This window comes from Bizionia hallyeonensis (assembly GCF_042657385.1).
GTDB lineage: Bacteria > Bacteroidota > Bacteroidia > Flavobacteriales > Flavobacteriaceae > Algorimicrobium > Algorimicrobium hallyeonense.
The window spans coordinates 100445-120028 of the sequence record NZ_JBHSLA010000001.1; the positions used below are offsets into that span (position 1 = coordinate 100445).

Genomic DNA, 19584 nt, shown 5'->3' on the forward strand with positions numbered 1-19584 from the left:
TAATAAAGTGATAAAGAAACGTGTTGCTTCAATTGAAAAATATACTTTTCAACTCTAAACCAATTATCATGAAACCAACCAAACTTATCTTGGCACTGTGCTGTCTAACCGTATTTTCAGCAAAAGCCCAACGCACTATTGCTGCCGTTATAATCGACTCTACTAAACAAGAACCCATTCCATTTGCAACAATATTAATAGACGACAAAACAGGTGTTATTAGCAATGATAAAGGCGAATTCAACATTACCATTAACAGAAAAATTTCTGAAAGGGATTCTCTTTATATAAGCTGCTTAGGTTACGAGCAAAAACAATTTGCTATTCAAAAATTTACAGATAGTATTATTTCATTAAATACCAAAAATATTGATTTAAGTGAAGTGTTTATCACCAATAAAAACTATACACTGGATGAAATTTTAGACAAAGTTAAAGAAGGATTAAAAACCAATTACGATTTTGGTTACGCAAAGCGCAAACTGTTCTACAGAGAATCATACTACACGAATATGCTGAAAACGGATGTGAAAATTGAAGAATCTACTATTCCCGAATTCAATCAAGCATTTGTAGATAGTATTATTAAATCCGTTCCAAAAAACACGGATCAGCACACGGAAGTTTTAGCCGAAATATATGGCGAAATTAAACCGTCCACACCACAGAAATTAGATATTTTAAAAGCTTCTCGTCTATACGATAAAGAAAGCGAAATAACCTTTGAAAATTATGAAAAACGCTTCAATGAAATTATCAGAAAACATGTGAAACGCGATTCGTATTTCAAAATTAAATCGGGTTGGTTTGGCACGAAAGAAGAAATAGACTCCTCGTTTTTTGAAGATAAAAAAGAAGACCAACAAACAGCAGAATTTATAGAAAAGAAAAAAGAACTAGAAGCCAAGCGTAAAGCCAACTTTTTAAACTGGCGAAAAGGCTCAATCCAAAGTATTGAAAACGCCAACTTCCTAGATGAAGATTCGGGTTTGAATTTTATTGAAAAATCCCGACGTTATGAATTTGAAATGCAGGATTTTGCGTATCTGAATAACGAATTTGTTTACACCATAACTTTTAAGCCCAAACGGAGCGAGGATTTTGAGGGAACGCTTTACATTAACACACAAGATTTTGCTATTGTGCGTGTAGATTATAAAAATGTAAAGCCTCTGCGTAAATTTGGGTTATTAGGTATTTCATTAAATGAGTATTTAAAGGAAGGCACTATCATTTTCCAAAAAAATGCCAATGAAAAATACACTTTAAAATATGCTGATCAAACCGATGGTCAACAAGTAGGTATTAAAAGGCCTTTAAAAATTATTGAGAAAAACAAAAACGTAAAAGGCAGACGCAAGCAAAATGAATTAGCTGCTGATTTACATTTTATAGTTCGAAATGTTGAGAAAAAAGAATTGATTGTTTTTGAATCGACACCTATTTCAGAAACAGAGTTCAACAATTTCACAGAAGTGCCAGAGGTAACACCAACCTATCTTCCGGCTTATGATCCGGAATTTTGGAAAGGATACAATATTATTGAACCTAACCAAGCCATAAAAGATTTTAAAATTATAGAAAAAACACACTAAATATCAGTGGGTTTTCATTAGTAAACACATGAATCGGGATGCGGCACGATCCTATTCCCGATTTATTGTCTTTTATAGTAGTCTCTAATAACAGCTTCAACGGGTTTATTTTGAGGTGTAAATTGATTATCTGTTTCACCGCCACTTTCTTCATGATTATGAAACCATTTCCAAACAAAACCACCTGCAAACCAAGGTTCTTTCCAGAATACATCAAATAAAGCTTGGGTTGTATTGGTTTGTCCCTCAAAATTTAACGCCGTTATTTTATAATCGCTAACCCAAGGTTCTTTTCCGGTATAATCTGTACTTCGGTAGCCAAATTCGGTAAATAGTATGGGTTTGTCAAAGGTTTCAGAAATTGCCTTCATTTCTATTGTATGCGCTTGCCAACCTGCAATAGCATCATCTACATTGGGTGTTTTTTTATCACTAATTGGAAAATAGGCATCCACGCCAATATAATCCAAATCGCTCCATAATGGTGTGCGTTTGTATTCATCCCAATTAGCAGCGTATGTTAGTTTCCCATCATAAACAGCACGAATATTCATAATTAATTCTTGCCAATATTCAGGTCTGTGCGCTACAAACTGTTCCAATTCGGTACCAATACAAAATATAGCAACCTGTTTTTCTTGAGCTAGTTTAGCAAAATCCAAAATAAAGCGCGAGTAGGTTTGTTCCAATTCTAACCAAGCAGCTTCATTAGGCATTTTAATATGCCCTGTAAATTCACCATGCCAAACCCAAATTTGTGGTTTTATCATGATTTCAATATTTGCTTTCTGTAAAACATCAATATATTGTGAAACGCCAGCTTTAGTTTCACCAAACCATTGTCTATCTGTATTATAAATTATTTCAGGATGTTCCAAGCTTTTAATAAACCCAAACGGCATAATAGCCGTATAGTTGGCATTTACATTTAAAACGGGTAGGATATTTTTATTAGAAATACTATCACGAGATGCCACAAAGCTAACACCATTTATTTTGACATCTTTCTTCGTAGTCATACTACATGAAGAGAGTATAAAAACTAAAAACCACGTTAAATACCTTGTCATAACTACTTAATTATGATTAAATTTAAACAAATTGCACAAAGAACCTTAAGTTTCAGTAAAAACCTTCGACAAACCCAACAAGAAATCAATATATGGAACACGTTGTAATAATTGGAAACGGTATTTCTGGCGTAACAGCAGCTAGACATATTCGGAAATTATCAGATAAAAAAATTACAATAGTATCAGCAGAAACCGACCACTTTTTCTCACGTACAGCCTTGATGTATATTTACATGGGACACATGACATATGAGCACACCAAACCTTATGAAGATTGGTTTTGGGAAAAGAATCGTATTGAACTCAAATCGGGATTTGTCAATCAAATTGACACCTCAAGTAAAACACTTCATTTTGAAAAAGGAGACTTATTAAAGTATGACCAACTGATACTAGCTACCGGGAGCAAGCCTAATAAATTTGGTTGGCCTGGACAGGATTTGAACGGCGTCCAAGGCTTGTATAGCAAACAAGATTTAGACAATTTAGAAGTGTACGCACCAGATAATAAAAGTTGCAAGCGAGCCGTAATTGTTGGTGGTGGATTAATTGGGATTGAATTAGCTGAAATGCTTCATTCACGACATATTCCTGTAACATTTTTAGTACGCGAAACCAGTTTTTGGAACGGCGTTTTACCAGAAGGTGAATCTGAAATGGTTAATCGTGAAATAACTAGAAACGGTATCGATTTAAGATTAGCTTCTAACCTTAAAGAAATAATTTCAGATGAAAACGGAAACGTAAAATCAGTCATTTTAGAAGAAACAGAGGAAGAAATTCCTTGTAATGTTGTGGGGTTAACGGCTGGCGTTTCACCCAATATTAATTTTATAAAAGATTCTGGAATAGCCATTAATCGTGGTGTTTTAGTAAATCGGTTTTTAGAAACCAATATTCCTGATATTTATGCTATAGGCGATTGTGCGGAGCAACATGAAGCTATTGGAAACCGCAGACCCATTGAAGCCGTTTGGTACACAGGACGTATGATGGGTGAAGTTGTTGCCCAGACTATTTGTAATAATCGCTTGGAATATAAACCTGGTCATTGGTTTAATTCGGCTAAATTTTTTGATATTGAATATCAAACGTATGGTTGGGTTCATGGTAAAAAGGAGCAACCAGACCATGAAGTGCATTTTCATTGGAAACATCCCGACGACACCAAATGTATTACCATAGCATTTCATAAAGAATCACGGCAATTTCTAGGAATAAACAATTTTGGAATTCGCATGCGCCATGAGTTTTTCGATCGGGTTTTATCTGAAAATCGGTCTATAGAATATGTTTTAGCACATCTAGCTGATGCTAATTTTGATCCGGAGTTTTATAAACTTCATGAAAAAACAATTATCCAAAAATTTAATAACGACCATAATACAACCATCCAATTAAAGAAGAAGAGTTGGAAACGTATTTTTCAAACCTCCTAAATACATCAAATGAAACAAATACAATATATAGGGCTTGGTTTATTTTTAACTGGACTTGCCATCTTTATTTCCTTAATATTTTTAGGGAAATATGAACTTTCACAAGATGTCTTTGACGAGGTTGTTACGAATAAAGGAATAAAAAGCGAACTATTTATAAATGATATGAATACTAATGTGGTTGGGAACGAGTTTTCTAATCCTTTTTCATTTTCTTCAAAAGTAACAACGGCTTTAGAAAGCGCAAATACCACTCACAAAGAAAACAGTGAATGGGATAAAGTTATATGGACTAAACCACATAGCTTTTCTTATGAGCTTGCCAAATCTTCAGGAAATGGCATAATAAAAGACAATAAAATGCTATTTTGGATCCTCACCTTTGGTTTGGGTATTCTTGGTGCCTTACTCTTTATTATTCCTCAAGTTGTAACACTTGGTCGTCCTGGCATTAAAAATAATGGTATTTACCACCATGCTTCAACTAGTAGAGGTTGGATTGGTTGGTTTGTATTTATTTTTCTAGTCAGTTTTTATGTTCTACTATATTTCTATCCAGACTTCATCGTTAATTGGACGTACATAGTTGACCCCTTTAGCATGGCGTTAAGTGGTAATTTAGCGAGTCAATGGTTTCTTTACGGGTTTCTGTATTCTACGGTTATGACGGTTATGGCTGTCCGCATGTATATTAAATACCGTCATAATAAATATCAAATACTACGAACTACTTCGGTGCTTTTTTTTCAGATTGTATTTGCATTTTTGATTCCAGAAATTTTGGTTCGTTTTGAAAAGCCTTGGTATGATTTTAAAAATGCCTTCCCTCTCGATTACGATTTCTTTTTCAGTTGGAATTTAAATCAACTAATAGAAAGTGGTGGTTTTGGCCTATTTATCCTAGTTTGGGGTATTGTTTTAACCGTTGTTGTTGTTCCCGTTATGGTTTACTTTTTCGGTAAACGCTGGTACTGCTCGTGGGTATGCGGATGCGGTGGTTTAGCAGAGACTTTAGGCGATCCGTATCGTCAATTATCTGATAAATCACTAAAAGCATGGCAAGTAGAACGCTGGCTAGTGCATGGTGTTTTAGTATTTGCACTTGTTATGACGGGGTTTACACTCTATTCCTATTTTTCAGGAGCGGATGCTGTTTTAGGAATAAAAACACAAACCATACAAGATATTTACGGCTTTTTAATTGGCGCTATTTTCGCCGGAGTTATAGGAACAGGGTTCTACCCTATTTTTGGAAATCGTGTTTGGTGTAGATTTGGCTGTCCATTAGCTGCGTACTTAGGATTTGTTCAACGTTTTAAATCCCGATTTAGAATTACAACCAATGGTGGACAATGTATTTCCTGTGGTAATTGCTCCACCTATTGTGAACAAGGTATTGATGTTAGAGCTTATGCCCAAAAAGGTGAAAATATAATACGATCTAGCTGTGTTGGTTGTGGTATTTGCGCTGCCGTTTGCCCAAGGGGCGTTTTAAAATTGGAGAATGGTCCAGAAAACGGACGTATTAATCCAACTGAAATTCTTTTAGGAAATGATGTTGATTTAATGGATTTACTGAATCAGAAATAAATATAAAACTATCGTACTTTTGTCCCCTGAAACAAAACAGCAAATGCCCCATATAAAAGTCATTATTCCTGCTTATAATGAAGCTGATTCCATTCCGCTAGTCATTGGAGATATTCCAGCATTAGTAAACGAAATTATTGTGGTGAGCAATAACTCAACGGATGCTACGATAGAAAATGCTAGAAACGCTGGAGCAACGGTGTTAAGCGAAAGCAGAAAAGGCTACGGTTATGCCTGTTTAAAAGGTATGGCTTATGTTGCTGAACAAAATGAAAAACCCGATATTATTGTATTCCTTGATGGCGACTATAGTGATTACCCGGAAGAACTCACTAAAATAATTCAACCTATACTTGATAACAAAGTCGACTTTGTAATTGGAGCTCGTGTGAAAACGCTACGTGAGAAAGGGTCTATGACCATACCTCAAATTTTTGGAAATTGGCTAGCCACCACCTTAATGCGTTTTATGTTTAAGTCGAAATTCACGGATTTAGGGCCATTTCGCGCTATTAAATACAAGCAATTATTGGCTTTAAACATGCAAGATAAAACCTATGGTTGGACAGTAGAAATGCAACTAAAAGTATTAAAACAAAAAATTTCTTATACAGAAATCCCTGTAAATTACAGAAACAGAATTGGCGTTTCTAAAGTATCTGGAACAGTTAAAGGTGCTGTTTTTGCAGGCTTTAAAATTTTGGGGTGGATTTTTAAATACGGTTTTAAAAAATGATTATTGAAGGCATCATCATAACTATTTACACGTTGGCATTGCTTCTTATATTCATGTATGCTTTGGCGCAACTAAATCTATTGTTCAATTATTTATCAGCAAAAAAGAAGATTGATAATACACCTAAATTCAATTTTAAAAATCCTTCAGAAATCCCTCTAATAACAATTCAATTACCACTTTACAATGAATTGTATGTAGTAGAGCGCTTGTTGGAAAATATTTCGAAAATAGATTATCCGCAAGATAAATTAGAAATTCAAGTGTTAGATGATTCTACGGATAAATCGATTCAAATAATTCATACAAAAATTAGTGAATTACAGCAAACAGGTCTGGATATTAAATACATTCATAGAACGGACAGAACCGGTTTTAAAGCTGGCGCATTAAAAGCTGGATTAGAAACTGCCAAGGGAGAATTTATTGCCATTTTTGATGCCGACTTTTTACCGAAATCCGATTGGCTCTTGCAAACCATTCCGCATTTTAAGGATAATAACATTGGTGTTGTTCAAACCCGTTGGGGACATATAAATCGGGATTATTCTATTCTTACTAAAATTCAAGCTTTTGCTTTAGATACGCATTTCACTTTAGAACAAACGGGACGAAACACGAAAAACCATTTTATAAATTTTAATGGAACGGCCGGTGTTTGGCGTAAAACATGCATTCTTGATGCTGGCAATTGGGAAGGCGATACCCTAACCGAAGATTTGGATTTAAGCTATCGTGCGCAATTAAAAGGCTGGAAACTTAAGTATTTAGAAGATGTTGTAACACCTGCTGAACTCCCTATTATAATTAGTGCAGCACGATCACAACAATTTAGGTGGAATAAAGGTGGGGCCGAAAATTTTCAGAAAATGTTCTTTAAAATAGTAAAGAACAATGGCATATCTGCTAAAACCAAAATGCATGGTATTTTGCATTTATTAAATAGTACCATGTTTTTAAACATTTTAATTGTTGCCATATTAAGCGTTCCTATGCTTTATCTTAAACATGAAAATGATACGCTTAAAATGTACTTTTATGCCACTAGCTTTTTTGTGGTAAGCTCAATAATTTTCTTCATTTGTTATTGGTTTATGTATAAACGCATACATGGTTCTGGATTTAAAAATTTTGTTGGATTTATTGGTATGTTTTTTAGTTTCTTCGCAATTGCTATGGGGTTTTCTTTACATAATACCATAGCTGTAATAGAAGGGCATTTCAGAAAGCGAAGTGATTTTATTCGTACTCCAAAATTCAATATCAATACCGATAAGAGTTCTTGGAAAGATAATATTTATCTTAAAAAGAGAATTTCAACAAACGTTATTTTTGAAGGTCTACTTACACTCTACTTTGCCTTCGGCATGTACAGTGCATTTATTGTGGGAAATCACAAAGGCGATTTTGGATTATTCCCATTTCATCTTATGCTATTTTTAGGTTTCGGTTATGTGTTTTTGAAGTCTTTAAGAAATTAATCACGTTGGCTAGGCAATAGTATTAAACTTACGTTAAACCGCTTCAATTCCTTGTAATTACTAGCTTTTCGGGTTATATTAAAGTATGGAAAATATTTTAGTAGCAGGTGCTCATGGTACCACAGGAAAAAAAATAGTTAATCTTTTAAGTGAATCTCAATATTTTAACCCGATTGCAATGGTTAGGAAAGAAGAGCAGATTCCTTTTTTTAAATCGAAAAATGTTGACACCATTCTAGCCGATTTAGAACAGGACGTTACGCCTGCGTTTAAAACACCAATTGATAAAGTTATATTTGCCGCTGGTTCTGGTGGAAAAAATGTCGTTGCAGTAGATCAAGAAGGTGCTAAAAAGCTTATTGATGCTTCTAAACAGAATAACATTAGAAAATTTGTGATGTTAAGTTCCATGGGTGCGGATAATCCCGAATCTGTTTCAGAATTAAAAGATTATTTAAAAGCGAAACAGAATGCAGACAACCATTTAATTAAAAGTGGTTTGAATTATAGTATTGTTAGACCAGGTGCCTTAACAGATGGAGAATTGAGCAATAAAATAGAATTAGAATCGAAACTGAACAAGCAGGGAGAAATAAGCCGAAATGATGTGGCGCAAACTTTAGTAAGAACATTAAATGACGACGTTGCAAATAAGGCTACATTTGAAATTATTAAAGGCAACACACTCATTGCCGATGCCTTGAATAAAGTTTCAAAAATGTAACATTAATCCTTTTAAAAATTGACATCAAAAAGCAATCACCACAGTGGTTGTTTTTTTATTTATAAAAGATCTGAAGCTGTATATTTAACCCATGCAAATTTCCAACTTTTTACAGGTCTATAAATTTCAATTGCTTCTGGCTCTATCCAGTTTGCTTTTTTATTGGGCTTTTGCCTATGATTTAACGCGAACAGACACTACAAAACTACTCATGCTATATGCAGCATTATTTGCGGTTTTTTATAAACTTATTCAGCTTACTAAACATAATATCCAATACCTAACTTGGATAGCCTTTGGATTTAGAGCCGTTTTTATTTTAGCCATACCGAATTTATCACAGGATTTTTACCGATTTATTTGGGATGGACGCATGATTTTAGAAGGTTTTAATCCGTATTTATATACACCGGAATCGTTTATTTCTATGAGCATATTTCCCGTAGCTCAAGCGCAGGAACTTTATAATGGCATGGGTTTATTGAACGCCAGCCACTTTACCAATTATCCGCCTCTCAATCAACTGTGTTTTGTTATAGCAGGTTTATTAAGTGGTAAAAACATTTTGGGTTCGGTTGTTGTTTTACGACTGATTATTATTGCTGCTGATTTTGGAATTCTCTACTTCGGGAGAAAATTATTAATTCGATTTAAGCTTCCAGAACATGTAATATTCTGGTATATTTTAAATCCATTTATTATTATTGAATTGACAGGAAATCTTCATTTTGAAGGTGTCATGTTATTCTTCTTAATTTGGAGTTTGTATTTGTTAGAAAAAAGTAAATGGCAATGGGCAGCTGTCGTTTTTGCCTGTTCTGTTTCGGTTAAATTAATACCATTGTTATTCCTGCCATTATTTTTTAGATGGTTTAGAAAGGATGTTTTAATGGCTTCTGAAACAACGGAATCATATAAAGTTGACATACTAAAACTACTATCATTTTATGGCATTGTTGGGTTAACAACGGCCTGTTTGTTTTTACCGTTTTATTCAACCGAGTTCCTGACTAATTACACGCATACCATTGCTTTATGGTTTCAGAATTTTGAGTTTAACGCCAGTGTTTATTACATTTTAAGGGCAATTGGATATTGGATTTCCGGTTATAATCAGATAGCTATTATTGGAAAACTAACGGCTCTTTTTATATTTTTATTTATTATTGGCATGGCTATTTATAAAAAACCAAAGAAAACAACACAACTTATAGCAGCGATGCTTATCGCTTTAAGCATGTATTACTTTACGGCTACAACGGTTCATCCTTGGTATGTAGCTACATTAGTTTTGCTTGCCGTATTTACAGATTACAAGTTTCCTATAGTCTGGAGTTTTATGATTATTTTCAGCTATTTAGCCTATTCCAATTCCAGCAATTCTGAAAACATCTGGATCATAGCATTTGAATATGTAGTGGTTTTTAGTGTATTTTTGCACGACATTTTTAAATCAAAACCGCTTGACACTGAATTTTCCAAAACTTTTTAGACGATTTCTTCGCATAATTGCCGTATTGTTTGGCTTGTACATTTTGTCTTTGATTTTTGTTTATTTCAAGCAGGAACGTTTCTTTTTTAATCCGAAGCATTTAGAAAAAAATTACACCTTTACCTTTAAAGAATCTTTTGAAGAACTGAATATTCCTGTTACAGAAACCGTTTCGTTAAACGCACTATTGTTTAAAACTGAACAAACAAAAAAAGGTGTTATTATCTATTTTCACGGCAATGCGGGTGCTATTCATGATTGGGGAAAACGCGCACCTTTATACCTAAATAATGGGTATGATGTTTTATTTTTTGATTATCGTGGTTATGGCAAAAGTGATGGTGAATACTCAGAAGCAAAGGAATTATTTAATGATGGCCAAGCCATTTATAACTATGTGAAAAAAGATTATTCAGAAAATCAAATTGTTCTTTTGGGTTATTCTTTGGGTTCTGGTATTGCCGCTTATGTGGCTTCAAAAAACAATCCAAAACAACTTATATTAAACGCTCCCTATTATTCGTGGAAAACGCTTATTTCCAAAGAAATTGCGCCTCCAATCCCCACCTTTTTAATAAAATATGACATTCCAACATATCAGTTTATTGACGCGGTAAAAGCTCCGATTACCATATTTTATGGCACGCGAGATTTTCTGATTCATCCGGAAACGAACGCTAAAAAATTACAAAAAATCAATCCAGGAAACATTACATTATTTCCAATTACGGATGGTGGTCATAATGGTTTGCACATTACCAAGCAGTATTATGATGAATTAAAACAAGTGCTTTAATTTATTTTTTTAGTATTTGAGATTTATCACTCAATCCTTTCACTGAAATTTCTGGACTACCAAAAATATGAAGAATACTTTTTCCTCTTGCGTAAATACTTAAATGTTTACTTACATACAAATACACTTCAGACGAATTTGAGATATTAAGTTCGGCTTCTGTAACTTTTAAATCTTTACCCTTTAAATCTGCAGATCCTGAAGCCATAAGATTAAGGTTTTCTACATTTCCTTCAAGCTTGGCATAAGCGCTTTTATTAATTGTTAGTTCCATATTATCTATGGAAATGATGCCCTCTAGCCGAGCCTTATCATTGAGTATCGCCTTCGCATTAGTACTTTTAATTTGAAGCTCTCCTCTTGATGAATCATCCATTTGAACAAAAAAATCAGTGGTATTTATATCTAGGTCAAAAGTCGCATTTTCCATACAGTTTAAGGTGAAGTCTAATAACTCAAATTTATTTTGACCTTCTACTTGTGCATTCTGATTTATATGAATACGCTCCAAATCTTGAAACGTGACGTATATTTCCATTTTTTTGCTTGACACTATTTTATGAGTCGTATAAATTTTTAAAACACCATCTATAACATCTAATTTAATGATATCTACTAGGTTTGAGTCTGTTTTAACATGATAACCATTAGAGCTGGTTTGCATGATAAAAACTTCCAGATCATCGGTTACTTCAATTTGCGAAAACGGGTCTAGATTTTTATATATGTCTACAACATTTTTATCCCCTTTTATTTTTTGTTTTTTTTGGGCACTTGTTGTCATGGCTACCATACAGGCAACCATTAATATTAGTATTCTCATTTTATTTTTTAGTATAATTTAGGGTTAAGGAAAACGATTGGGTAATTTATGAAACGCAACGCCATTTGCTGAATAACACACTTTTATTTAAAAAAAGCAATTGGATTAACCAATTGCTTTTTATTTTAAATGCTATTTATAGTTCTGAATTTTAAAGTATTAATTAACGAAATTATAGTGGTTTTAAATTTTCTACTCTATAAATCACTAAATCGTCATCATAAGGGTCAGGCGCTTCAACAAAAACTATTTTAAATTCTTGATCAATATAATTCTCATCATTCTTTAAATCGAATTGTTTTAATACACGTGGATGAACTTCTTCAAAAGCTAGCTCTTCTCCGTTATCAAACCAGAAGATAAAATAACCATTCTCATAAGATTTAAAAACTGCAGTTCTCATTTTATAACAAATTAATCAATATCGTCTTCAACGTCTTCATCTGCTATTTCAATCTCTGGATCTTGAACTGCTTCAGGATCTGCACCATCAAATTCTTCATAATCATCTTCATCATAGTTTTCCATAGTTACAGCTAGTTTGGTACTAACTTTTACTAAATACTTGGTATCACTAGTTGTTACTTCAACAGCTTCTATGATTTCGTTTTTTGCATTTCTGAAGGAAACAATTTGATCTTCATCATAACCATCAGGATATTTTTCAACGAGCAAAGCTAAAATTTCTGGTGTAAGCTTTTTAAAGTCTACAATTACGCGTTTTAAATTATCATTTCTATTTTTCATTACTTGGGCAAATATTTATACTTTTAAAAAAAATAAAGTTACTATTTATTGTGATTAATTCTGACAACATCATAAAAATCTTTTCGTCTGTCTTTCAAATTTTTAACAGCTCCATGCGAATGAAGTTCGCGTAGCAGGCTCAAATCAACGTCAGCTACAAGAATCATTTCGGTATTTGGTGTTGCTTCAGCCTTGATTCCGTTACTTGGAAATGAAAAATCGCAAGGTGTAAACACAGCCGATTGCGCATACTGAATATCCATATTATTCACGTTCGGTAAATTACCGACACTCCCTGAAATTGCAACATAACATTCGTTTTCAATAGCTCTTGCTTGCGAACATAACCGTACGCGAGAGTACCCATTTTGTGTATCCGTTAAAAACGGCACGAATAAAATATCCATACCTTCGTCTGCCAATAAACGTGATAATTCTGGAAATTCCGAATCATAGCATATTAAAATACCAATTTTTCCTGAATCTGTTTCAAAAGTCTGCAATTTATTTCCACGCTGCATTCCCCAGACTTTAGCTTCATCTGGTGTTACATGAATTTTCTCGTATCGTTCTGCACTTCCATCACGACGACATAAATATCCGACATTATATAATTTATCATCTACCAATTCGGGCATACTACCAGAAATAATATTGATATTATACGAAATAGATAATTGTTTCAACTTATTTACAATAACCTCTGTGTACTTTGCCAATTCCCTAATAGCATCTGGCTCATGCATATGGTTAAACTTCGCCATTAGTGGTGCGTTAAAAAACTCTGGGAAAACCGCAAAGTCTGAACGATACGCAGACACACTATCTACAAAGTACTCCACTTGTTGCATCAGTTCGTCTAAACCCGTATAGGTCCGCATTTGCCATTGAATAAGGCCTAAACGCACAATAGTTTTAACGGTACTGGCTTTTTTATTCGGTTTGGTATAGTAAATATTATCCCATTCCATTAAAACAGCATATTCATTGGAGGCTGTATCACCTTCCAAATACCCTTTTAAAATACGAACGGGATGAAAATCATTAGAAATTTGAAAATTTAAAACCGGGTCATGAATTTCCTTACGTTTTACTTTTTCAAAATATTCTTTAGGAGTTAAATCCTTATGGTGCTGGTAATTTGGCATACGACCACCAAAAACAATTCCTTTTAAATTCAAGTTTTCGCACACTTCTTTACGGTAATCATAAAGTCGTCTGCCTAAACGCAATCCACGGTATTTTGGTTTTATAAACACGTCTATTCCGTATAAAACATCACCCTTTTTATCATGATTTTTAAAAGATTCTCCCGCTATAATATCTTCGTAGGTATGCTCATCATCAATAGAATCATAATCCACAATAATGGATAAGGCGCAACCAGCAATGTCTCCATCAATTTTTATTACGACTTGACCTTCCGGAAATTTTCTAGTTAAATCTTCTATGTGATGTTTTTTCCAATACGAATTTAAAACGCCTCCATAAGCCTCCAAGGTTGCCGATTTTAATTCCTCATAATCGTCAACTGTAAGGTACTTTAATTCAATATTTTCAATTTTCTGCGTTTTCATATTTACATCCCAAGCAGGTAAGCAAAAACTAATGGTGCAACAATAGTTGCATCACTTTCAATTATAAATTTCGGTGTATTAATATCTAATTTCCCCCAAGTAATTTTCTCGTTAGGAACAGCTCCTGAATACGATCCGTAACTAGTTGTAGAATCACTAATCTGACAGAAATAACTCCAAAATGGTGTTTCTGGACGTTCCATATCTTGATACAACATTGGTACCACACAGATTGGGAAATCACCCGCAATACCACCTCCAATTTGGAAGAAACCGATACCGTTTTCAGAGTTATCGGTATACCAATCCGCTAAAAAAGTCATGTATTCAATACCAGATTTCATAGTGCTGGCTTTCAATTCACCTTTTAATACGTAGCTTGCAAAAATATTACCCATAGTACTATCTTCCCATCCTGGGCAGATTATAGGCAGGTTTTTTTCGGCTGCTGCATACATCCAAGAATCTTTGATATCAATTTCATAATGCTCTTCTAAAACACCTGAAAGTAATAATTTGTACATATATTCATGCGGTAAATAACGCTCACCTTTGGCTTCTGCATCTTTCCAAATTTTTACAATATGCTTTTGGATTCTTCTAAATGCTTCCTCTTCAGGAATACAGGTATCCGTAACACGGTTTAGACCTTTTTCTAACAAATCCCATTCATCTTGAGGTGTTAAATCTCGGTAATTAGGCACACGTTTGTAATGAGAGTGCGCTACTAAATTCATAATATCTTCCTCCAAGTTTGCACCTGTACAAGAAATAATTTGAACTTTATCTTGACGAATCATTTCGGCAAATATTTTACCTAATTCAGCCGTACTCATAGCTCCAGCTAATGACACCAACATTTTAGCGCCATTATTTAGTTGATCCTCATACCCTTTTGCGGCATCTACTAAAGCAGCTGCGTTAAAATGTAAGTAGTACTTTTCTATAAATTTTGATATTTCTCCTTTAGTTGTCATCGTCTTCATTAAATTTAGAAAATTTAGTTGTATTTTCTTTTGATTCATTAAAATTGTTATCGAAACTGTCGCCAGCAGCATCATCTAGAAACTTGTAAGTCAGCATCTTGTAATAGAGTTTCGCAGCTAAAAAATCGGAAGAACGCTCGTTTTCATTTGGGCATAATTCCACAATATCAAAACCTACCACATTTTTTTCCGCAAAAACTTGACGTAAAAATTCAAGTGTTTCATACCATAGTAAACCGCCTGGCTCTGGTGTTCCTGTGCTTGGCATGATAGACGGATCAAAAGCGTCTAAATCTATTGTAATAAATACATTTTCCGTCATCTGATCGATTGCTGAATCCATCCAAGTATCATCCACAGCCATATCATGAGCAAAATATGTTTTGTCAAAATCCATTACGGTAGTTTCAATAACATCCATACTTCGGATACCAACTTGAATTAAATTTGCTGTTTGACTTGCTTCATAAAGCGCACACGCGTGATTGCATTTACTGCCATGGTATTCTTTACGTAAATCGGCATGTGCATCTAATTGCAGTACGGTAAGGTTATCAAAGCACTCATTAAATGCTCTAATAGTACCAATAGAAATTGAATGCTCACCACCAAAAGCAGTAACAAATTTGTTGCGTTTAATATACTTTTTTGTTGCTTCATGAACCGCATCAACCATTTTTTCTGGTGATGAATTTTCAGTAATAGGCTTCGCTAAATATACACCTTGTTTGTATACCTCTGTTCCTGTTTCAATATCATAAAGCTCCATGTTTTCTGACGCATTTAAAAATGCTTCTGGACCTTTATCCGCACCTTTTTGCCATGTACTTGTACCATCATAAGGTACAGATATTAATACGATTTTTGAGCTATCTAATTTGGAATATTGCTCCTCTATTCCTGCATACGTTTTATTGTCCATTGTAACCTAAAATTTTAAGTAAGTCTTCACTTTTTTGTTGTTCCGCAAATAATTTTGTGGTGATGTTTCCATCAGCATCTTTATTAATTAATACATGTTTTGGTGATGGTATTAAGCAATGCTGCAATCCACCAAATCCACCAATGGTTTCCTGATAAGCTCCTGTATTGAAAAAGCCAATATACAACGGTTTATCCTTATTATATTTTGGTAAATAAATAGCATTCATGTGTTGTTCACTGTTATAGTAATCATCACTATCGCAGGTTAAACCTCCCAATAGCACACGTTCATAACTCTCGTACCAACGGTTAATTGGCAACATAATAAACCGCTTATTAATTGCCCAAGTATCTGGTAAGGTCGTGATAAATGATGAATTAATCATATTCCATTTTTCACGATCATTTTGTTGTTTTTGATAAAGGACTTCATAAATAGCACCGCCACTTTCGCCAACTGTAAAACTTCCAAACTCTGTAAAAATATTTGGAACGGCTACATCTTCATTCTCGCATGCTAAATTTATTTGATTGATAATTTCATCAATCATATACTCGTAGTCAAATTCAAATGCTAATGAATTTTTTATTGGAAATCCACCACCAATATTCAAACTATCTAAGGTTGGACAAATCTTTTTTAAGCTGGTGTAAACCTTTAAACACTTTGCCAACTCATTCCAGTAATAGGCGTTATCGCGAATTCCTGTATTAATAAAAAAGTGTAACATTTTAAGTTTAACTTTCTTATTATCTTGAATTTGGTTTTTATAAAATGGCACGATGTTTTTATATCCAATCCCTAAACGAGACGTATAAAACTCGAATTTTGGTTCTTCTTCAGAAGCAATACGAATACCAATATTGTATTTTCCTTTTATTTCTTCGGAAAGCAAATCTATTTCTTCATAGTTATCAATAATTGGAATACAGTTTTTCTGTCCACTATTGATTAGTCTAGCAATATTAGTTACATATTGCGAACGTTTAAAACCATTACAGATTACATAGGTTTTATCTGTAATTTTACCTTCCACTTTTAAATTTTCAACAATGTCTATGTCGAAAGCAGATGATGTTTCAATATGAATGTCGTTTGTTAACGCTTCATCTAAGACGTGTTTAAAGTGGGAACTTTTTGTACAATAGCAATAATTATACTTGCCTTTATATTTATTATTTTTTATGGCTTTTGCAAACCAACCTTTTGCGCGCTGAATATTATTTGATATTTGCGGTAAATAGGTGAATTTTAAGGGAGTTCCATAATCTTCAACCAGTTGCATTAGGTCTACATCATGGAATTCTAGTGTTTTATCTTCCAGTTTAAATTCTTCTTGTGGAAAATCAAAGGTTTGATTGATTAGATCAATATATTTTGTATTCATTAATTTGATGTTTAAAATTTAAAGGTACGAACTGATATTATTTTCAACGATAATATAACATTAAATTATAAAATAATCAAACTTGAATTTGAGGATGAGTCGTAGGAATAAAGCCAAATAAATGTTGGCTTGAAGCAATATAAGAAACGGAAGTTAGCTCTAAAATTCGGTTACTTAATCTGTAAGCGGCTTTTGAAAATGACTTCCTGAAAGTCAAAAGCCCGAAAATAAAAACAGTTTTCAATTTGTTCAGCTAAATGCTCTGCAAATGAAATATATTTTTTTGAATTTCAGGCTTTTTTTGTTTATTTTTTTTAATGCGCCAACCTACTGTTTTACAACATTTTAAGCGTGTTAATCTCTTGAATTGTAAGATGTTTCCAATGACCTCTAGGAATATCTTTCTTGGTAAGATGCGCAATAGCCACACAATCAATCTTAATGATATCGTAATTTAGGTGTTCAAAAATAGTTCGGATAATTGTGTTTCCTGTATTTTTAATTTTTAAACCAATCAGATTCTTGCTCTGACCTTCAATATAACTAATCTCTTCTACAGGTGTTAACTTGCCATCAATTTTTATACCTTCTTGAATACTTTTTAAATCTTCGAATTTCAGATTCTTATCTAATTCCACCTGGAATAAACGCGGTACACCATGTTTAGAATTCGTGAATTTTTTCACAATCTCCTCATCATTGGTAAACAATAATAAACCCGTGGAATTTCTTCCTAAGCGTCCAATAGGCTTTATACGAGAATCCGTAGCATTTGCCACTAAATCCATAACTGTTCTACCCTTTCCTTCACTGGTTGTGGTAGCAAAGCCTTTCGGTTTGTTTAATAAAACATAAGCTTTCTTTTCTGGATTAATTCGCCTGCCATCATAACGAACATCATCTTCCAATTTCACTTTATAACCCATTTCAATAACAGGTTTTCCATTAACGGTTACCAATCCAATAGCAATATGCTCATCGGCTTCACGACGGGAACAAATTCCTGAATTAGCAATGTATTTATTTAATCGGATTTCTCCTGAATCCTTCTTTTTGTTAGGTGTTGCCTTTGGCTTTATTGGCGCGTTTCCTCGTGCAAAACTTTTACTTTTTTCGTTGTTAGAACCACGTCCCGAAACTTTATCTTTTCCGTCTTGCTGTCCTCTTCCTGCGGATTTTCCTTTTCCGCTACTTCCTTGCTGTCTGCTCATGATTACTAAATTTTAGGCAAAGGTAATACAATAGTTGACATTTTAATGAATTAACCTACAGATTCAATTGGCTAAACATTGAATATATAGTCTCTTAAAATATTCTAGATAGGACCAAATCCACATTAATTAGAAGAATACTAAATACACCAGCAACAATAATAAACTTCAAAATATTATGAAGTATGAGATAGTGTGTTTTTGTTTTAGAAAGCCAAAGCAACAAAAGAAACACCACGAGCAACAAAATACAGGTATAGAAAAACAGGTACATATGGCCAATTTCAAATTTATACAGGACCAAATAGCTAGGAATAAGGGTTAGTAATGTTAATACTGTTAGCATAATTTTAGATGCTTTTTCGCCGTAAACAACGGGAATTGTATGGTAATTTTGAACCAAATCTCCTTTTATGTTTTCTAAATCTTTTGTCAATTCGCGCATAGAGATAATTAAAAACAAAAATGTAGCGTGTACAAAAATGACCGTTTCAAAATTCCGATAATAAATGAAAATGGCAAAAAATGGTGTAATAGTTAAAATGGCAGATGTTAGATTGCCAATAAAAGGTAATTTTTTAAGTTTATGCGAATACAACCAGATTCCAAAAATATAAAGCGAAAAGAAAATGACCGCTCTAAAGGACACATAGCTGGCCATGATGACGGCAATAAAATTTAATAAAAAGTAAAAGGAAAGCTTGGTATTTTGGCTTACTAATCTGTCAAGTTGAGACTTAATAGGTCTGTTTATTAAATCTTTTTCAGAATCGTAAAAACTATTGATAATATACCCACCGGCAATAGTTGCTGACGATGCTAGCACGAGCATAAATAAATATAAGTCGAAAACAACTTCACGAAGCGGTAAATCATGAGCTAAGATATAAACAGCGGTTAAATATTGCGCAATAATTATAATGAGAATATTATACCCACGAATAACCGAAAACAGACTAAAAAATTTTAGTAAAATGTGTTTTTGTCTGCGAGAAAACATGT

General features: G+C 33.6%; 18 protein-coding genes. 8 read left to right on the forward strand and 10 right to left on the reverse strand.

Going from position 1 to position 19584, the window contains the following annotated elements; genetic code table 11:
* Positions 1-68: 68 nt before the first annotated feature.
* Complete coding sequence (locus tag ACFPH8_RS00465; RefSeq protein ID WP_376857983.1) at positions 69-1595, forward strand: carboxypeptidase-like regulatory domain-containing protein; 1527 nt, start codon at positions 69-71, stop codon at positions 1593-1595.
* A gap of 62 nt (positions 1596-1657) precedes the next feature.
* Here ACFPH8_RS00465 and ACFPH8_RS00470 read toward each other — a convergent pair whose 3' ends face one another.
* Positions 1658-2614: a glycoside hydrolase family 113 gene (locus tag ACFPH8_RS00470; protein WP_376857985.1), complete on the reverse strand. Its 957-nt coding sequence runs from the start codon at positions 2612-2614 to the stop codon at positions 1658-1660.
* Positions 2615-2757: 143 nt separating this feature from the next.
* Between ACFPH8_RS00470 and ACFPH8_RS00475 the strand changes: the two genes are divergently transcribed.
* From ACFPH8_RS00475 to ACFPH8_RS00505, 7 genes are all read left to right on the forward strand, one after another.
* Complete coding sequence (locus ACFPH8_RS00475; protein ID WP_376857986.1) at positions 2758-4107, forward strand: NAD(P)/FAD-dependent oxidoreductase; 1350 nt, start codon at positions 2758-2760, stop codon at positions 4105-4107.
* Between the two features lie 9 nt (positions 4108-4116).
* Positions 4117-5697: a 4Fe-4S binding protein gene (locus ACFPH8_RS00480; protein ID WP_376857988.1), complete on the forward strand. Its 1581-nt coding sequence runs from the start codon at positions 4117-4119 to the stop codon at positions 5695-5697.
* A gap of 43 nt (positions 5698-5740) precedes the next feature.
* Complete coding sequence (locus ACFPH8_RS00485) at positions 5741-6433, forward strand: glycosyltransferase family 2 protein (protein WP_376857989.1); 693 nt, start codon at positions 5741-5743, stop codon at positions 6431-6433.
* On the forward strand, positions 6430-7914 hold the full coding sequence (locus ACFPH8_RS00490) for a cellulose synthase family protein (RefSeq protein ID WP_376857991.1): 1485 nt from the start codon (positions 6430-6432) through the stop codon (positions 7912-7914). Before ACFPH8_RS00485 ends, ACFPH8_RS00490 begins: the two co-directional genes overlap by 4 nt.
* Before the next feature lie 85 nt (positions 7915-7999).
* Positions 8000-8638: an SDR family oxidoreductase gene (locus ACFPH8_RS00495; RefSeq protein WP_376857992.1), complete on the forward strand. Its 639-nt coding sequence runs from the start codon at positions 8000-8002 to the stop codon at positions 8636-8638.
* Between the two features lie 91 nt (positions 8639-8729).
* Complete coding sequence (locus ACFPH8_RS00500; RefSeq protein ID WP_376857994.1) at positions 8730-10130, forward strand: MptA/MptB family glycosyltransferase; 1401 nt, start codon at positions 8730-8732, stop codon at positions 10128-10130.
* A gap of 49 nt (positions 10131-10179) precedes the next feature.
* Entirely contained in the window at positions 10180-10926 is a 747-nt protein-coding gene (locus ACFPH8_RS00505) for an alpha/beta hydrolase (RefSeq protein WP_376857996.1), read from the forward strand.
* Position 10927: 1 nt separating this feature from the next.
* Here the strand turns inward: ACFPH8_RS00505 and ACFPH8_RS00510 are convergent, their stop codons facing one another.
* The 9 genes from ACFPH8_RS00510 to ACFPH8_RS00550 form a co-directional block, all read right to left on the reverse strand.
* Positions 10928-11749 carry a head GIN domain-containing protein gene (locus ACFPH8_RS00510; RefSeq protein WP_376857997.1) on the reverse strand — a complete coding sequence of 274 codons (822 nt, stop codon included), beginning with the start codon at positions 11747-11749 and terminating at the stop codon, positions 10928-10930.
* Between the two features lie 172 nt (positions 11750-11921).
* Complete coding sequence (locus ACFPH8_RS00515) at positions 11922-12152, reverse strand: hypothetical protein (protein ID WP_066250421.1); 231 nt, start codon at positions 12150-12152, stop codon at positions 11922-11924.
* A gap of 11 nt (positions 12153-12163) precedes the next feature.
* On the reverse strand, positions 12164-12496 hold the full coding sequence (locus ACFPH8_RS00520) for a hypothetical protein (protein WP_376857999.1): 333 nt from the start codon (positions 12494-12496) through the stop codon (positions 12164-12166).
* A gap of 41 nt (positions 12497-12537) precedes the next feature.
* Complete coding sequence (locus ACFPH8_RS00525; protein ID WP_376858001.1) at positions 12538-14073, reverse strand: bifunctional GNAT family N-acetyltransferase/carbon-nitrogen hydrolase family protein; 1536 nt, start codon at positions 14071-14073, stop codon at positions 12538-12540.
* A 2-nt stretch (positions 14074-14075) separates the two neighbouring features.
* Positions 14076-15050: a deoxyhypusine synthase family protein gene (locus ACFPH8_RS00530; RefSeq protein WP_376858003.1), complete on the reverse strand. Its 975-nt coding sequence runs from the start codon at positions 15048-15050 to the stop codon at positions 14076-14078.
* Entirely contained in the window at positions 15040-15981 is a 942-nt protein-coding gene (gene speB / locus ACFPH8_RS00535; protein ID WP_376858005.1) for an agmatinase, read from the reverse strand. The genes ACFPH8_RS00530 and speB overlap by 11 nt, the downstream gene beginning before the upstream one ends.
* On the reverse strand, positions 15971-17371 hold the full coding sequence (locus ACFPH8_RS00540) for an arginine decarboxylase (RefSeq protein ID WP_248395959.1): 1401 nt from the start codon (positions 17369-17371) through the stop codon (positions 15971-15973). The genes speB and ACFPH8_RS00540 overlap by 11 nt, the downstream gene beginning before the upstream one ends.
* A gap of 335 nt (positions 17372-17706) precedes the next feature.
* Entirely contained in the window at positions 17707-18582 is an 876-nt protein-coding gene (locus ACFPH8_RS00545) for a pseudouridine synthase (RefSeq protein WP_376858007.1), read from the reverse strand.
* Between the two features lie 94 nt (positions 18583-18676).
* Positions 18677-19582 (reverse strand): geranylgeranylglycerol-phosphate geranylgeranyltransferase, encoded by a 906-nt coding sequence (locus tag ACFPH8_RS00550; RefSeq protein ID WP_376858008.1) that lies wholly within the window; start codon positions 19580-19582, stop codon positions 18677-18679.
* Between the last annotated feature and the right edge of the window lie 2 nt (positions 19583-19584).

Bases quoted from the DNA above. Each gene is read 5' to 3' on its own strand.
- ACFPH8_RS00495 (WP_376857992.1), top strand. From the start codon at position 8,000: ATGGAAAATATTTTAGTAGCAGGTGCTCATGGTACCACAGGAAAAAAA.
- ACFPH8_RS00480 (WP_376857988.1), top strand. From the start codon at position 4,117: ATGAAACAAATACAATATATAGGGCTTGGTTTATTTTTAACTGGACTT.
- speB (WP_376858005.1), bottom strand. From the start codon at position 15,981: ATGGACAATAAAACGTATGCAGGAATAGAGGAGCAATATTCCAAATTA.
- ACFPH8_RS00510 (WP_376857997.1), bottom strand. From the start codon at position 11,749: ATGAGAATACTAATATTAATGGTTGCCTGTATGGTAGCCATGACAACA.
- ACFPH8_RS00515 (WP_066250421.1), bottom strand. From the start codon at position 12,152: ATGAGAACTGCAGTTTTTAAATCTTATGAGAATGGTTATTTTATCTTC.
- ACFPH8_RS00525 (WP_376858001.1), bottom strand. From the start codon at position 14,073: ATGAAAACGCAGAAAATTGAAAATATTGAATTAAAGTACCTTACAGTT.
- ACFPH8_RS00550 (WP_376858008.1), bottom strand. From the start codon at position 19,582: ATGTTTTCTCGCAGACAAAAACACATTTTACTAAAATTTTTTAGTCTG.
- ACFPH8_RS00475 (WP_376857986.1), top strand. From the start codon at position 2,758: ATGGAACACGTTGTAATAATTGGAAACGGTATTTCTGGCGTAACAGCA.
- ACFPH8_RS00545 (WP_376858007.1), bottom strand. From the start codon at position 18,582: ATGAGCAGACAGCAAGGAAGTAGCGGAAAAGGAAAATCCGCAGGAAGA.
- ACFPH8_RS00530 (WP_376858003.1), bottom strand. From the start codon at position 15,050: ATGACAACTAAAGGAGAAATATCAAAATTTATAGAAAAGTACTACTTA.
- ACFPH8_RS00540 (WP_248395959.1), bottom strand. From the start codon at position 17,371: ATGAATACAAAATATATTGATCTAATCAATCAAACCTTTGATTTTCCA.
- ACFPH8_RS00520 (WP_376857999.1), bottom strand. From the start codon at position 12,496: ATGAAAAATAGAAATGATAATTTAAAACGCGTAATTGTAGACTTTAAA.
- ACFPH8_RS00470 (WP_376857985.1), bottom strand. From the start codon at position 2,614: ATGACTACGAAGAAAGATGTCAAAATAAATGGTGTTAGCTTTGTGGCA.
- ACFPH8_RS00490 (WP_376857991.1), top strand. From the start codon at position 6,430: ATGATTATTGAAGGCATCATCATAACTATTTACACGTTGGCATTGCTT.
- ACFPH8_RS00465 (WP_376857983.1), top strand. From the start codon at position 69: ATGAAACCAACCAAACTTATCTTGGCACTGTGCTGTCTAACCGTATTT.
- ACFPH8_RS00500 (WP_376857994.1), top strand. From the start codon at position 8,730: ATGCAAATTTCCAACTTTTTACAGGTCTATAAATTTCAATTGCTTCTG.
- ACFPH8_RS00485 (WP_376857989.1), top strand. From the start codon at position 5,741: ATGCCCCATATAAAAGTCATTATTCCTGCTTATAATGAAGCTGATTCC.